The 15,116-nt window shown below is 36.1% G+C and carries 12 protein-coding genes; 8 read left to right on the top strand and 4 right to left on the bottom strand.

Features of this window, described 5'->3' with window-relative positions; genetic code table 11:
* The first annotated feature begins 23 nt into the window (after window positions 1-23).
* From AC6EJB_RS00165 to AC6EJB_RS00150, 4 genes are all read left to right on the top strand, one after another.
* On the top strand, window positions 24-1,067 hold the full coding sequence (locus AC6EJB_RS00165) for a glucokinase (RefSeq protein WP_498491604.1): 1,044 nt from the start codon (window positions 24-26) through the stop codon (window positions 1,065-1,067).
* A gap of 11 nt (window positions 1,068-1,078) precedes the next feature.
* Window positions 1,079-2,026, top strand: a complete 948-nt coding sequence (gene thrB / locus AC6EJB_RS00160) for a homoserine kinase (RefSeq protein WP_498491601.1) — start codon at window positions 1,079-1,081, stop codon at window positions 2,024-2,026.
* A 75-nt stretch (window positions 2,027-2,101) separates the two neighbouring features.
* Window positions 2,102-3,637, top strand: coding sequence for an NAD(P)H-quinone oxidoreductase subunit 4 (locus AC6EJB_RS00155; protein ID WP_498493050.1), 1,536 nt, complete (start codon window positions 2,102-2,104; stop codon window positions 3,635-3,637).
* 15 nt (window positions 3,638-3,652) lie between these two features.
* Window positions 3,653-5,764, top strand: a complete 2,112-nt coding sequence (locus tag AC6EJB_RS00150; protein ID WP_498491599.1) for a M3 family metallopeptidase — start codon at window positions 3,653-3,655, stop codon at window positions 5,762-5,764.
* Here AC6EJB_RS00150 and AC6EJB_RS00145 read toward each other — a convergent pair.
* From AC6EJB_RS00145 to AC6EJB_RS00130, 4 genes are all read right to left on the bottom strand, one after another.
* On the bottom strand, window positions 5,761-6,363 hold the full coding sequence (locus AC6EJB_RS00145) for an esterase/lipase family protein (RefSeq protein ID WP_498491598.1): 603 nt from the start codon (window positions 6,361-6,363) through the stop codon (window positions 5,761-5,763). The genes AC6EJB_RS00150 and AC6EJB_RS00145 overlap by 4 nt on opposite strands.
* Window positions 6,364-6,753, bottom strand: a complete 390-nt coding sequence (locus tag AC6EJB_RS00140; protein WP_498491596.1) for a dihydroneopterin aldolase — start codon at window positions 6,751-6,753, stop codon at window positions 6,364-6,366.
* A complete protein-coding gene (locus tag AC6EJB_RS00135) occupies window positions 6,750-8,066 on the bottom strand; it encodes a glutamate-5-semialdehyde dehydrogenase (protein ID WP_498491595.1) in 1,317 nt (438 codons plus the stop codon). Before AC6EJB_RS00135 ends, AC6EJB_RS00140 begins: the two co-directional genes overlap by 4 nt.
* A gap of 147 nt (window positions 8,067-8,213) precedes the next feature.
* The gene (locus tag AC6EJB_RS00130) at window positions 8,214-12,173 is read right to left on the bottom strand and encodes a translocation/assembly module TamB (RefSeq protein ID WP_498491594.1); all 3,960 of its coding nucleotides are present in this window, start codon (window positions 12,171-12,173) and stop codon (window positions 8,214-8,216) included.
* Between the two features lie 73 nt (window positions 12,174-12,246).
* Here AC6EJB_RS00130 and AC6EJB_RS00125 point away from each other — a divergent pair, with 73 nt between their 5' ends.
* The 4 genes from AC6EJB_RS00125 to AC6EJB_RS00110 all read left to right on the top strand — a co-directional run bounded on the left by AC6EJB_RS00125 (window position 12,247) and on the right by AC6EJB_RS00110 (window position 15,093).
* Entirely contained in the window at window positions 12,247-12,780 is a 534-nt protein-coding gene (locus tag AC6EJB_RS00125; protein ID WP_498491593.1) for a Ycf51 family protein, read from the top strand.
* Window positions 12,773-13,171 (top strand): DUF4332 domain-containing protein, encoded by a 399-nt coding sequence (locus tag AC6EJB_RS00120; protein WP_498491592.1) that lies wholly within the window; start codon window positions 12,773-12,775, stop codon window positions 13,169-13,171. The genes AC6EJB_RS00125 and AC6EJB_RS00120 overlap by 8 nt, the downstream gene beginning before the upstream one ends.
* 66 nt (window positions 13,172-13,237) lie before the next feature.
* Window positions 13,238-13,507, top strand: coding sequence for a DUF8664 family protein (locus AC6EJB_RS00115; RefSeq protein WP_498491591.1), 270 nt, complete (start codon window positions 13,238-13,240; stop codon window positions 13,505-13,507).
* Between the two features lie 8 nt (window positions 13,508-13,515).
* Entirely contained in the window at window positions 13,516-15,093 is a 1,578-nt protein-coding gene (locus AC6EJB_RS00110) for a CocE/NonD family hydrolase (RefSeq protein ID WP_498491590.1), read from the top strand.
* Window positions 15,094-15,116 lie beyond the last annotated feature (23 nt).

Genomic DNA, 15,116 nt, shown 5'->3' with positions numbered 1-15,116 from the left:
ACTAAAAACGATTTTAATACCTAATGAATTTACTTGCTGGAGACCTTGGAGGGACTAAAACAATATTAGCTATTTATTCAAACGAGAACTATCCAGAAAAACTATTTGAGAAGTACTATATTTCGTCAGAATGGAAATCTTTCTACTCAATATTTGAAGACTTTATTAAACATTTACCAGGTTATATATCACTCCCTGAATATGGTTGTATTGGTGTAGCAGGACAAATAAATAATCATAAAGTTAAGATTACAAATCTAGGCTGGTATATAGAAACAGAAGAATTATCTCAGCTTTCTAAAATAAATAATATTGAATTAATAAATGATTTTTCAGTTTTAATATATGGGATTCCATTTTTCAAAAATGACCAATATGAAGTAATCCAAGGAACATTAAATCCTGAGACCAAAACCAACCAAGAATTAGTTGCAATTATCGGAGCTGGTACTGGCTTAGGAATGTCCAGAGGATTAATTACACCTAAAAGCATTTTTATATTTCCAAGTGAAGGGGGGCATCGGGAATTTTCCCCAAGAACAGAAAACGAATGGGAATTAGTCAAATGGCTAAAAAAGAAGTTAAGTATTCAAAGAGTATCCATTGAAAGAATAGTGAGTGGGACTGGCCTTGGAATGATTGCTAGATGGAAATTGGATGATCCAACAAATGAAAACCATCCACTTCAGGAAATCTTAAAAAAAATGGATAGTGACAAATCAGCTTTTGTAGATTTACCTGCACTTGTATGGGAAAAAGCAAATAACGGTGACAAATTAATGTCCGAAGCTTTGCGACTATGGCTAAATGCTTATGGATCTGCAGCTGGAGACCTTGCTTTACAAGAGCTTTGCTCTTCAGGCTTATGGATTTCAGGTGGAACAGCCACAAAAAACCTCGATGGAATAAACTCTTCTAACTTCCTAAATGCATTTAGTAATAAGGGTCGCTTTCAAACTTATTTAAAGGAAATCCCATTGATTGTTCTTAAAGATCCAGAAGCGACATTATTCAGTTCAGCTTGCAGAGCACGCTTAAGTGCCGAATCAAATGGGAGACTTAGCTAAAGGATAAAAACATGGGGCCGCCAAAAATAGGACAAACTGTTGTAGTGGAGGTTCCTTCTACTACCGCCAACATTGGTCCAGGGTTTGATTGCCTTGGAGCCGCATTAGATCTTTCCAATCATTTCACAATTAGAAGAATTGAGGGCAATGGAGAAAGATTTGAATTGATAATGGAGAGCACTGAAGGGAATCATTTAAGAGGTGGCCCTGAAAACCTTTTTTACCGAGCTGCGCAAAGAGTCTGGAGGACAGCAGGTATAGAACCTGTTGCACTTGAGGCAAGAGTAAAGTTAGCCGTTCCACCGGCAAGAGGGCTTGGGAGCAGCGCCACTGCAATTGTGGCAGGTCTTGTCGGAGCTAATGCACTTGCCGGATATCCATTGCCTAAAGAAAAGTTATTAGAACTAGCCATAGACATTGAAGGGCATCCAGATAATGTTGTTCCATCATTAATAGGCGGTCTTTGCGTAACAGCTAAAACTTCAACTGATAGATGGCGTGTGGTTCGCTGCGAATGGGATCAATCCATAAAAGCAGTAGTAGCTATTCCCTCTATTCGCCTTAGTACAAGCGAAGCGAGACGAGTCATGCCTGAGCACATTCCAGTAAATGATGCAGTTATCAATTTAGGAGCACTTACGCTTTTACTTCAGGGGTTAAGGACTGGGAATGAGGATCTTATAGCTGATGGAATGCATGACAAGCTTCACGAGCCTTATAGATGGGGATTGATTAAGGGTGGTTTGGAGGTAAGAGAGGCAGCGAAGGCAGCCGGAGCTTTAGGATGTGCAATTAGCGGGGCAGGTCCAAGCATCCTTGCATTGTGTAAAGCCACTAAAGGGCGAGATGTAAGTGTCGCCATGGTAAAAGCCTGGGAAGCTTCTGGTGTAGCAAGTCGTGCTCCTTTGATGAGCCTCCAACTAAGAGGTAGTGAATGCATTTCAAACACTTTTGGATAGTTCTACTCATGAAAACGAACAAAAACTGATAGCTTTATGGCTAACGTGCCCCAAATCTTGGATGCCAATCTGGCTATGAGTATCGATTCTCAGACAGTATTTCCATGGCTTTCACTCATTGTGCTCTTACCCATAGTTGGAGCATTGATAATGCCTTTCCTCCCAACCCAAGAAAGTAAAAATACTAATCTGCCAAGAAATATAGCCCTAGTAATTTTATTAGCTGATTTTCTAATTATTTTATTGGCTTTTGCCAATTTGTTTGATCCAAGTAGCGAAAGTCTGCAGTTAGTTGAAAGACTTAAGTGGCTTCCTTCAATAGGTCTCGAATGGTCATTAGGAGTTGATGGAATATCTGCACCATTAGTAGTTCTGAGCGGGCTAATCACTTTTTTGTCCGCAGCTGCAAGTTGGAAAGTAAAACAAAAAACAAGGCTTTACTTTGCTTTGTTACTGATTCAAGCTTCAGCTCAGGCTTTAGTTTTCCTATCACAAGATTTCTTACTATTCTTTTTAGCTTGGGAGCTTGAGCTGGTTCCTGTTTATCTTTTGATTGCTATTTGGGGAGGGAAAAGAAAACTATATGCAGCAACAAAATTCATCCTTTACACAGCTTTGGCTTCACTTTTGATATTAATTAGTGGTCTTGCTTTAGCCCTTTCAGGAGATCAATTTACCTTTAATTTAAGTGAAATAGCAGCCAAATCTTTGACTGGGAATTTTGGAATATTTTGTTATTTAGGTTTTTTAATTGGTTTTGGAGTAAAGCTTCCTATCTTTCCACTTCATACTTGGCTGCCAGATGCTCATGGGGAGGCAAATGCACCTGTTTCAATGCTATTAGCTGGTGTTTTATTAAAAATGGGAGGTTACGCTCTAATAAGATTTAACGTCCAAATTTTACCCGATACTCATTTAATACTTGCTCCAGCTCTAATCATCATTGGGATAGTAAATATTATTTATGGTGCTCTAAATGCATTTGCTCAAGACAATGTAAAAAGGCGCATAGCCTGCAGTTCTGTAAGTCATATGGGTTTTGTTCTTGTTGGGATTGGAGCAATTAATGCACTTGGAATCAGTGGAGCAATGCTCCAAATGATTAGCCATGGACTAATTGCTGCCGCAATGTTTTTTGTTACTGGAAGTTTTTATGAAAGAACCAATACTCTTTCAATCCCCAACATGGGCGGTCTAGCAAAGGCTTTACCAATTACTTTTGCATTCTTCTTGGCCAGTTCTTTAGCGTCACTTGCCTTACCAGGTATGAGTGGATTTATCAGTGAAATCACCGTTTTTCTAGGAATAACTAGTCAAGAAGGATTCACTTCGTTATTTAGAGCAATAACAATCCTTTTAGCAGCTATTGGACTAGTTTTAACCCCTATCTATCTTCTTTCAATGTGTAGAAGAGTATTCTTTGGCCCTAGGATACCTGCCTTATCAATAGTAAAAGAAATGGATGCAAGAGAGCTTTCAATAGGTTTAAGCCTCTTGGTTCCTACATTAGTAATTGGTTTTTGGCCAAGGATAGCTATCGATTTATATGAGGCATCAACAAATGCTCTCGCACAATCATTAATAACCAATAACCTTATACCAATCAGTTAGTTTTGAATCAAAAAAATGACTTCAATTAACCCAACAGCACTATTGAAAGGTGAAGGTCTTCCTGATTACAATCAAATCACCCCCAAAGAGATTACTGAAAATATACCAAAACTGATAAATGAACTAAATGAAAAATTAAATAAACTAGAAGAACAACTCGAAAAACAATTACGAACCAAAAGCTCTTTAAGTTGGGAGGATGTAATGCCTCAACTTTATGAAATAGGTGAAAAGCTTAGATGGAGTTGGGGGGTTGTAAGTCATCTGAATGCTGTATGTAATTCCACTGAGCTACGAGAGGTTCATTCAAATCAGCAACCTGTAATCGTTCGATTTAGTAACCAGCTTGCTCAAAACGAAGTCATTTTCAAGGCGCTCTCAAATTTAAAAGAGCATGGAAACATAAAGGATGAAACACAAATAAGAATAATTGAGACAGAACTAATAACTATGAAAAACAAAGGAATTGGTCTAGAAGCTATTGAAAAAGGACTATTTAATTCTCGCAGTGAGCGATTAGCTGAATTATCAACTACATTTAGCAATAATGTTTTAGATGCGACTAAGAATTGGAGTCTTTTATTAACAAACGAGGTAGAAGTCGAGGGACTACCTGAAAGAGCACTTGAAACGTTGGCTCTTGCGGCAAAGGAAGCTGGTGACAAAGATGAAAAAGGCAATGATCCATCAGCATTAAATGGGCCATGGAGAGTTGGCTTAGATTTGCCTCGGTACATTCCTTTTTTAACTTATGCAAAAGATAGAGTTATCAGAGAGAAAGTTTACAGAGCCTTTGTAAGTAGAGCTAGCGATGGAAAGACTAATAACAAAAAAATAATTGAAGAAATTCTTGATCTCAGAAACAAACAGGCAAAACTGTTGGGGTATAAAAACTGGTGTGAAATTAGTTTCGCTACAAAGATGGCTGATAATGAAAAAGCTGTTGAGATGTTACTCGAAGAATTACGATTGGCTGCAATGCCACATGCTGAAAAAGAAATTATACATCTTCGTGAGTGTGCCAAAAGAAATGGAGAAAACGAAGATTTTGAGCTATCTCCATGGGATGTAAGTTTTTGGGCTGAAGTTCTACGCAAAGAGAAATACGATCTTGACCAAGAGAAACTCAGGCCATGGTTTCCTTTAAATCAAGTTCTTAGTGGTCTATTCAATTTGTGCAAAAGACTTTTTGAAATTGACATTGAAGAAGCGAGTAACACAGCGCCTTTATGGCATGAAGATGTTCGTTTCTTCAATGTTAAAAATATAGATGGCCAGAAAATTGCATCTTTCTATCTAGATCCCTTCAGTCGTCCTGCGACAAAAAGAGGAGGTGCCTGGATGGATGAATGTTTGTGCCGAAATCAAAAAACGAAAGATGATATCGTTCTCCCGGTAGCCTATTTAGTTTGCAATCAAACACCTCCTATTGCTGACAAACCCAGTCTGATGAGTTTCGAAGAAGTAGAAACTCTCTTTCATGAATTTGGTCATGGGCTACAACATATGCTGACAACTGTAAATTACCCTCAAGCAGCTGGTATTAATAACGTTGAATGGGATGCTGTTGAATTAGCAAGCCAATTCATGGAAAACTGGTGCTTAGAGGATCAAACAATTGCCGAAATAGCAATACATTGGAAGACAAAAGAGCCATTACCAGAATCGGAAATCAATAAATTGAGGCTAAGCAGAACATTTAATTCTGGGCTTGCGACTTTAAGACAAATACATTTTGCTCTTACTGATCTAAAACTCCATAGTCAATGGAATGCAGATTTAGAAATTTCCCCAGATGAGTTACGACGAGAAATCGCAAAAAATACAACGGTGATGAATCCTATTCCAGAAGATCAATTTCTCTGTGCCTTCAGTCATATTTTTGCTGGTGGCTATGCTGCTGGATATTACTCTTATAAATGGGCTGAAGTACTTAGTTCTGATGCTTTTGCCGCATTTGAAGAGGCTGGCCTTGCTAATCAGGATAAAGTCCGAAAGATTGGTAAAAAATATCGCGATTCAATTCTTAGTCTTGGTGGTAGTCGTTCACCCAATAAGGTTTTCAAACAATTTAGAGGAAGACTTCCCTCTACTGAAGCTCTAATAAGACATAGTGGTCTTAATTAGCTATTACTAAAAATCTTTTTGGCTAAAATATCTAGAGATCTAGAATTTGTTATCAATTGTTTATGTGTCAATACAGGTAAGTGATAAGAATTCCCACAAGAAAGTTTTGCTTGCCAGCCTGGGAATGACATCAAGTCCCATTTTGTAAAAAAACTTGTACACTCAACCTTTTCTAAGGAAGTCAAGTCATTATTTAATTGAGATAATAAACTACTTCCTCTTTTCATCTCTGCAATACCTGGCATCAAAAAGGAAGGGATCATTTGAGCGGTATAAGTACCAAAATGAGGGGAACCAATACTAAAAAAACGTTTAGTTCTTAAAAAACCATCATGATTTTGCAACCAAAATCTACTAATTAATCCACCCATTGAAAAACCAACAATATCTATTTCGATTTCGGGACCCACTAATGCCTCAATCTTAGAACCAAGATCTCGAGCTAAATGCCTAAGAGATGTTTTCCCATATTGATGTGGCAAATGTGGTCTGTACAATTCATAATCATCTTCTTTTATTTTTTTTATTAATTGTTCGAATAATTTAGGATTGTTCCACAAACCATGAACAAGAAAAATTGGTCTTTTATTTTTATCCAATTAATTAATGGGAAATGAGAAATTCCTTTTTTTTTCGATTAGAACACTTCCAGTAAATCCATGTATTGGTGGCGAACATTTTGTCAACAGAATATGAATTGGAACTGGACCATATAGAGACTCTAGAAGATTCAAAATTTGATCACTAAAATATTCAATCGTTAAGCATTTGATTTCAAATGAAAGTTTTTTAACTGCTTTAATTACTTCGCTATAATCTATTGATTTATCTAATTGATCAAGCTTGGAGGACTCATCCAAATCCAACCAAAAACTGATGTCAAGAAGAAAGCTTTGACCATGAATTCGCTCACTTTCTAAAACACCTACATGGGCCCATAGATTTAAGTCTTTTATATGAATTGCACTCAAATTATTAAACTGGCTCATAATGGTAGATCAATATGAGAAAAACTTCTATCTCCAGAAGCGAAGTCCTTAACGAGATCACCATCACCTCTAAGATAGTAGCGATAGGTAACTAAGCCTTCCAATCCAACTGGTCCCCTTGGTGGAAGAGTCTGAGTACTTATCCCAACTTCAGCTCCAAAACCGTATCGGAAACCATCAGCAAACCGCGTAGAGCAATTGTGGTAAACACCTGAACTATCAACCGAACTTAAAAATCTTTCAGCAACCTCCTTGTCATCAGTGACTATCGCCTCAGTATGACGAGAGCTATATTTACGAATATGTTCAATAGCTTCGTCTACGTTACGAACAATTTTTATTGAAAGAATTAAATCAAGATATTCTGTAGACCAGTCTTCTTCATTAGCCTTGTTTTTCACCCCTAACGATTGACTCTTTGCATCTCCCTTAATAGTAACTCCTGAAGCAGAAAAAATTGGCAAGCCTTTTTTCAAAAACATCTCGGCAACATCTTCATGAATTAATAATGTCTCAATTGCATTACATGCAGCAGGATATTGAATCTTACTGTCTAAAGCGATGCTTATAGCTTTATCAAGATCAACAGAATTATCTACATATAAATGACAAATTCCATCAGCATGTCCTAAGACAGGGATACGTGTATTTTCCTGAATAAATTGGACTAACTCATTACTACCTCTAGGTATTATCAAATTCACAAACCGATCTAAACGAAGTAAACCTAAGCTTTCTTGACGTGTAGTGAGCAAAGACAACGCTCCCAAACCCACATTTGATTTGCTTAACCCCTTATCAAGAGAATCCATTATTACTTGATTTGTGGCTTTTGCTTCACTTCCTCCTTTTAATAAAGCTCCATTACCAGAACGAACAGCAAGAGATGCAATTTGTATCAACGCATCTGGTCTCGATTCAAATATCACTCCTAAGACTCCTAATGGAACTGTCACTCTCTCAAGAATAAGGTTTTCATCTAATTTCCTATGAAGTTGTCTTTTACCTATTGGATCTGCAAGATTTGAAACTTTTAGAACCCCGTCAATGCATCCTTTGAGTTTAGTTTTTGTTAACTGAAGTCTTGATAAAAGTGATTTATTCAACCCTTCTTTTTCTGATCTTTCAAGATCTTGAATATTTGCTTTCAATATCTCATCGGCATTATCATTCAATGCATTTGCCATTTCAGTCAAAGACTCACACCTTTGTTCATTAGTGGATTGACCAAGCAAAATAGAAGCTTCTTTTGCACTCTCTGCTACTTTTATTAGCTGGGGCGTAGGATCAGGAACTGAAAAGGTTGTACTCATTTGATTTAGATAAACTATTTAATCAAAATAATTTTTCACTATCTTTAAAATATTCCTTTAATGGCTAATCAAGCAATAAAAGATGATAAAAATCTATCTAACTGAGCATTTTTTAATTAAATTATTTTTATTCAAATATTCATTTATTTAATATCTAAAATAGAGTTGGAGCTGACTTTGCCAATTCCCATTCTTATCAAACGAGCCTAGTAGGCCTACATTGGCATTCATTTGAAAAGTAATATTTCCCTTTGGTGGAATATCTTGTCTGTTAGGAGCAGCCTGAACTGAGAAATTAATTTTATCGCTAAGGTCAACTCCTATTTCTGTCACCCATGCCTGTTGACTTGGCAGATTAGTATCTTCCTGATCAGTACTTGAAGAACTACTATCACTAGTATCATCCTCTGAATCTGATCCATTTATATATGCAGGATACAATGATACTTGAAGCCTATCACTTAAAAAACCATTGATATTGCCTTGAAGGTACGAAGCAAAAGATCTATTCAAAAAGCTCGCAAGCACATCACCATTTCCCCCGCTACTTATTAGATTTGCAAGAGAATTACCTCCTAGAAGTCCTATCAACTCACTTCTTCCTAAAGATGGAGTACTTCTCAATTGAAAATTTTCACTAATGCGATCTGCAGGTCCAGAAGCCGTCACTTCGACATTTACGAAACGAGATCCTCCAATACCAAATGATGCCATGCCATTAGAGGAAAAATTACTTACATCTCTAACATTATCTGGAACACGGCTTCTCAAAGTTACGTCAACATATGGAACCAAGCCCATAGATGGTACAAATACGGCTACATTAGGTTCACTTTGATCTAAATTAAAAGTAGTCGTAAAGAGATTAACGTAGCCACTTACAAGTTTAATAACTCCACTAACATCAAGAGTCTCATCAAAAGGGCCATTCAAGAGAAGGAATCCATTTGTTTCGAAGCTTGCCAAAGGTTGAGAAACCAATCGCAATGAAGGGCCAAGTACGAGCTTTAAATTGTCAAAGGTTAGTGATTCAAATCCATTAGGCAAACCAGCACTAACTATTCGACTTGCTGGTGCATCTTCATCTTGAATAAATAAAACCAGGGGTTCTCTCTGGTTCCAGTTTTGTTCTGGTAAAATACGACTTATTTTCACCTTAGAATCTCTCAAACGATCCGATTTTTTAGAAGTAGTCTTACCTGGATTATTAGCTCTTTTAGCAAAAATTGAACCTTCTGAAATAAAGACTTCACCTGCTAATTGAGGTTTCAAAATAGATCCCTTAACAACAATTTCAGATGAAGCGCTTATGTCAGTATATGCCGTTTTAATACGTGTTTTTTCTATAGAAAGAGCCAATGGCTCAGTTTCACTTAATTGAGAATCAAATAACGAAATTCCGCCTTTACTGTTAATGATACCGTTAGCTCCAATATTTGCATTGAGATTACGGATTTCAAGTCGATTAAAATCAAAAACTATTGTGCTATTTAAATTTTTAATTTTTTTATCTTGAAAAAGCAGCTCATTATTTTTTAAAACCAAAAACCCATTAGCAACCGGTTTTGCAGGGGTTCCTCTAATCAATAAGCTTAGATCAGCTGTCCCAGAGTTCCAAGAGACATTCCCTTTAGTTAGCCCAGTCAAAAAAGCCAACCCATCTCCATGGCTTTCGACCTTTAGATCAATAGGGATGGTACTAATTAATGGATAACTTCCAGCTAACTTAACAGGATTTGTCGAAAATTTATCCCTTAGACTGATATCAAACTCAAGATTATTCTCTTTAAATAATATATTTCCATTATCTAAAATAATATTTCTGTTATAAATTACTGTATCCTTAATAATTAAATCTGCTGTAACTTGTGGAGTTGCATTAGCTAAACTATATTTACCCTTTAAACCAAAATAACCATCAACTGATGAAGGTATTGGTGCAACTAAAGATAATAATGAAAAATTAAAATTAAGTAAAGAAAAATCTCCCATACCTGAAGCCAAATTCCCATTAAAACTTGCTTCAAAGGGTCTTATATCATTGGAGTTTATAATCTTCATCTTATTTGTCCAAGCCTTTCCAAAGGCTTTAGCTTCTAAATTTAAATCAGTTAGGTTTGGCCCACTTAATTTAATATCAGCATTAATATTCCCATTAAGATCATAAGGATTAATAATGGTCTCATTATTAATCTTAGAAATCTCTTCTCTATATGAATCCTGAGACCTAGTTAAAGCTTCTAACTGACTATCTATAGAACTATTTGGATAACCAATTATAAATTTTTCTAAATCCTCAGCCTTACCAATTGCATCTGAATACTTCAATCCTAATTTAGGAAACTCTAAAGCGGTAGCGGCAATCCAACTTGAACTTACATCCTTCAGTTGAGCTAACAAAGAAAATTCGGACCCATTATTAATTTCAAATTTAATCCTTCCATTTTCAGATGGTAATATTTCACCTTTTAAATTAGTTTCTGAATTTTTAATTTGACCTTTAATGCTTGCCTTTTTTAATTTAAAACCTAACAATCTAAAATAATCTAAATTCAAATCACCATTAAGAAATAATGGATCAAGAGAAAATATTCCGCTACCTGAAACTTCCCCAAAGATTCGTTTAAAACTTTTCTCTGGCGGGAAAGCCACTTCTACTCGATCTAATCTGAATTTATTTGCATCCCATTCAAAAGTATTTGATTTTGGATTTAGACTTATTTTACCTCCTGACCTATTTAGATTTAAATCATTAAAATTACCATCCTTATCAAAGTTAACAATAAGATCCCCAGGGATAGCAGCACCTTCTGATTCCATTTTCAAAGTACCCCATTTCTTTTCACTTGGAATTCGAGTATAAGAACCACTCCAGTTTTCCCTTAATCGGATACCGTTAACTTGTGGATTTTCGAGGGAGAGTTTAATAGTAGAGTTCAGAGAAGATAAAGGACCCTGAAAATCACCTTTTGTATTTAATTTTCCCGATAATGATGCATTTAGTATTGGATTTAAAGCACCCAAAGGAAAAGATTCTAAATTAAAATCAGCATTAAGTTCTCCAGGAATAAATTTTCTACCAACTACTGAAATTGGTAATTTTAATTTTAAAGAAAGTGGTTTGTGATCAAAATCTTTAATTTTTATAGTAGTTACTGAATCTATATAAGTTTTGTCTTTTTTATAAAATGGCATTTCAAATGAATTAGATATATCCCAATATCCATAATTCCATTTAGAATCAATCAACCTAAGTTTATTATTATCACATTTTATTTTTGAATTATTTGTAGATAAGGTATCACTTAGAGGCCCTGCTCGCAGAATTAAATTATTAAACAATAAATCACCCTTACATCTTAGCAAACCTTTCTTAACTCCAAATTTTAAACTTCCATTTATATTTCCTCTAGTAATAATATTAGAATTATTTCCTAAAATCCCCTCAAAGATACCAAGACTAAGTTTATTAATTTTTACTTTTGTTTGAAATTCAATTCCATCCCAATAACCCTTTCCAGAAAGAGAGAGGCTTCCTTGTTTTTTAGAGTCTAGATTAATCGCACCATAAATCTTTTTCTCACCAAGGTTTAAAGATAGATTACCTTTAGCTAATAATGTCGTATCCCCAGTATTAAAGACAATTTTGGTTGGTTCTTTTAAATTAAATTTTAGTTGAAGGTTGATTTTTTTAGGATTATCATTCTGGGGAACGACCCAAAACGAACCAGAATTATTTTTGTTTAATATAATTTCTGTTCCTTTTGGATTAAATATTGCAACTGGTTGCCAATTAAATAAACTCGCAAAAGGAGCAAATTTAATTGTTAAATTTGAAATATTAACTGAAGAAGAATCTTTAATACCTGGAAGTAGCCTTGTTGGCCCTAACTCAATCCCCCATGGTCTAAGCCCCCTGTATGAACCTATTTTTAAAGGGTGGCCTAATGAATTAGATAATGTTTTTTCTATTTGTGGAGAAAAGCGGCTTATAGTTCTATCTACAAGTAGATCTGCGCCACTCCAAATCAAAGCACCACCCAACGCCGCAAAGGTTCCAGCAAGTCCCCACCGTTTTAATCTTTTAGAACTCCACTCATCTCCCATGAAACATTATTCTCAAACTTGGGGGAGCTAACAAACTATAAAGAATCAATTCAGGAGAAACCAGCCTATGTCGATGATTGAAGTTATCCAAGATGTTACGAAATGGCTAGCCTGGGGAGGCTCAGGACTTGGCGTCTTGACTGTTTTGGCTTATTTATTTAACTGGAGCATTAAATTTCGACTCACTGGGACAACAATTTTCACACTTTTACTATCTGCTAGTTGCTGGGCCTTTGAGCAAAGTTATACTCCTCCGTTTAATGTCGAAGGTTACAAATATGCTCCTATCGTTTATGACAATGGATTCGATTTAGTTGTTGCTCAAGCATCAAATGATTTCCCTGAAGAAGCTATAAAACCAACATTGTTACAAATAGCTGGTAATTTGAAAGGGGGCGGAAGAAATGGCGCTCAGGTGAAAGTCAGGCTCAGAAAGATAGAATCAGCTGGTGATGGAATAAGTAAACCAATTATTCTAGGTGAATTAATAAATGATTTAAAAGAATCAAAGATAATAGAATTACCAGACAGGAATTATCCTGAAAGAGAATATTTATTGGATAAAGCTGATATTGAAGAAATCACCTCATTAGAGACTTATGAATAATAAGTCATTATTGAAAGATCTTCCTAAAAACTTTTATCAAGAAGAAAAAATACTCTTATCAAATAATATAAATACATGGGATTCTTTATTATCTATTAGTGATGAAGAAATAAATGATCTAATCTATGGAAGTCTGGGTAGTGTTCGAAATCTAAAAAGACTGAAATGCATAGCGTATTTTATATGTACTTTAGATATTCAACTTAACGAAGCTGCTTTGTTGATGCACTCGGGATTAAGTTCTAACAAGGCCATTTCAAGACTTACTCCTCAAGAGCTAGTTCAAAAGACTGGACGCTTTGAACGAATTCTTCGAACAGGAAGAATTCCAATAATAGATCTACAAAAAGCTCACTTTTTAATAGAGAAAGCGAAAAAAAACATTATTTAATTTACCCAAGAACCATTAGGTAATAGAATATTAATAATCCAAAAGAAACTGGGTAAACTAACGCAAATGAATGGTTTACTAATCACTTTAATATTTACATCATTTGGAATCAGTCAAGTTGCAATGGCTCAATCAAGACTTCTTGAGGGTGTAAAAAGGAATCCTGATGAAGCAACTTCTATGTGTGAAAGTTTCAGAAAACTAAATAAAGAAAACATTTCAGCTAGTTCACGAAAATCTATTCAGAAAATCTCAATTCAAAAGAATATAAGCGAAGGTGATGCTGAGGTCCTTTCTATGTACGTAAGAGGTCTTTATTGCTCAGAAACTTTTTAAAACTAATAATGAATTCAATAAGATACAGAGACGAAGACTTACGACTTAAAGACGGAACATTACTAAAATCACGAATCTGGTCGCCGCTGGGGGAAGGGCCATGGCCTGTCTTACTTATGCGCCAGCCATATGGAAGAGAAATCGCTTCGACAATTACATATGTCCATCCATCTTGGTGGGCTAGCAAAGGCTATCTAGTTGTCATACAAGATGTACGAGGCCAAGGTGGGTCTGAAGGGGAATTTTTGGGTTTCAGTCAAGAAGCTTCAGACACTAGTCAAACTCATAATTGGGTAAGGTCCTTGCCTGAATGCAATGGACTACTAGGCACATACGGTTTTTCATATCAAGGATTAACACAACTCATTGCGGAGGAAGGTACAACTCCTCCTGATTGCATTATTCCTGCAATGACAGGTCTTGCAGAGTATGAACATTGGAGTTGTGAAGGGGGAGCGTTTTGGTGGCACTTGGGGATTGGATGGGGTTTGCAATTAGCCGCCCAAAAAGCACAAAGAGAGAAAAATTGGCGAGCTTGGCATGAAATACGTGAAAATCTTGAATCGAAAAAATATTTATATAACGGTCATGATTTACTTCAAAAGTATGACCCAGAGGGGATGGCTTATAAATGGCTAAATCTTTCGTCTAGCAAAACTTCGCAATGGAAAGCCCATGAGCCATTAGATAGCTGGTTAAAAAAGCCTTTGCTTCTAATCGGGGGCTGGTGGGATCCTCATTTGAAAGGGATTTTGGATATTTTTGAGAAATCCAAAAAGGCAGGAGGCAATCCTAAATTACTAATTGGTCCTGCTACTCATCTTCAATGGTGGGAGGGTGCACAACGTACCCAGTTGGATTTTTTTGATTCTCATTTAAAAGAAAAAAACAAAGAGATTCATTTCCCTCAAATCAATCTTTGGAATCTAACCACTAAGAGTTGGGAGCTTTCCGTTCAAAATAAAACTCCTACTTGGAGTCTTCGTAGCGAAGGTTTAGCCTCAATAAGTCATCTTGAAGGATGCCTAGTCCCTAATTCTAATTTAGAGGCAAAAAGTGAAGTGAATTTGGTTCACGACCCATGGAGACCAATACCAGCAATCGGAGGACATCTCAGTGATACAGCTGGTGAAGCGAACAGATTTAAGCTTGATCTTAGACCTGATATCGCAGTATTTACATCAGACCCTATTTTGAAGAATCTCAGGCTTGAGGGTATTCCCACTCTTTTTTTAGAGACAAAGTGCGACAGGGAAAGTTTTGATTTGTTCGTTGCAATATCAATAATTCCCAGTGGAGTTGAGAATACTGTCACTCAACTTTCGACTGGTGTACTCAGAATTGCCGATTGTGATCAAGATACAAAAAGCACCAGACAAATCAAACTTCAACCAGTTCTCGCAACATTTAAAGAAGGAGATCGTTTAAGAGTTTCAATCTCAGGATCTGGATGGCCAGCAATTGGAATAAATCCTGGAAAGAGTCAATATTTATGCGAGGGGCCCAGCCCTCACTGCTTAGTGACTACAATTTCACTCTTACTTTCAAATTCAAAACTTAAATTTGAGTCACTGATTTCCTCTTAGGGGTTCAATATTTACTTGCATAG

It is taken from the genome of Prochlorococcus sp. G4PB17, assembly GCF_059772445.1.
This window is presented reverse-complemented; position numbering and strand designations above follow the sequence as displayed.

Excerpts from the sequence above, each read along its gene's own strand:
- AC6EJB_RS00165 (WP_498491604.1), top strand. The coding sequence starts at position 24 with ATGAATTTACTTGCTGGAGACCTTGGAGGGACTAAAACAATATTAGCT.
- thrB (WP_498491601.1), top strand. The coding sequence starts at position 1,079 with ATGGGGCCGCCAAAAATAGGACAAACTGTTGTAGTGGAGGTTCCTTCT.
- AC6EJB_RS00155 (WP_498493050.1), top strand. The coding sequence starts at position 2,102 with ATGAGTATCGATTCTCAGACAGTATTTCCATGGCTTTCACTCATTGTG.
- AC6EJB_RS00150 (WP_498491599.1), top strand. The coding sequence starts at position 3,653 with ATGACTTCAATTAACCCAACAGCACTATTGAAAGGTGAAGGTCTTCCT.
- AC6EJB_RS00140 (WP_498491596.1), bottom strand. The coding sequence starts at position 6,753 with ATGAGCCAGTTTAATAATTTGAGTGCAATTCATATAAAAGACTTAAAT.
- AC6EJB_RS00135 (WP_498491595.1), bottom strand. The coding sequence starts at position 8,066 with ATGAGTACAACCTTTTCAGTTCCTGATCCTACGCCCCAGCTAATAAAA.
- AC6EJB_RS00130 (WP_498491594.1), bottom strand. The coding sequence starts at position 12,173 with ATGGGAGATGAGTGGAGTTCTAAAAGATTAAAACGGTGGGGACTTGCT.
- AC6EJB_RS00125 (WP_498491593.1), top strand. The coding sequence starts at position 12,247 with ATGATTGAAGTTATCCAAGATGTTACGAAATGGCTAGCCTGGGGAGGC.
- AC6EJB_RS00120 (WP_498491592.1), top strand. The coding sequence starts at position 12,773 with ATGAATAATAAGTCATTATTGAAAGATCTTCCTAAAAACTTTTATCAA.
- AC6EJB_RS00115 (WP_498491591.1), top strand. The coding sequence starts at position 13,238 with ATGAATGGTTTACTAATCACTTTAATATTTACATCATTTGGAATCAGT.
- AC6EJB_RS00110 (WP_498491590.1), top strand. The coding sequence starts at position 13,516 with ATGAATTCAATAAGATACAGAGACGAAGACTTACGACTTAAAGACGGA.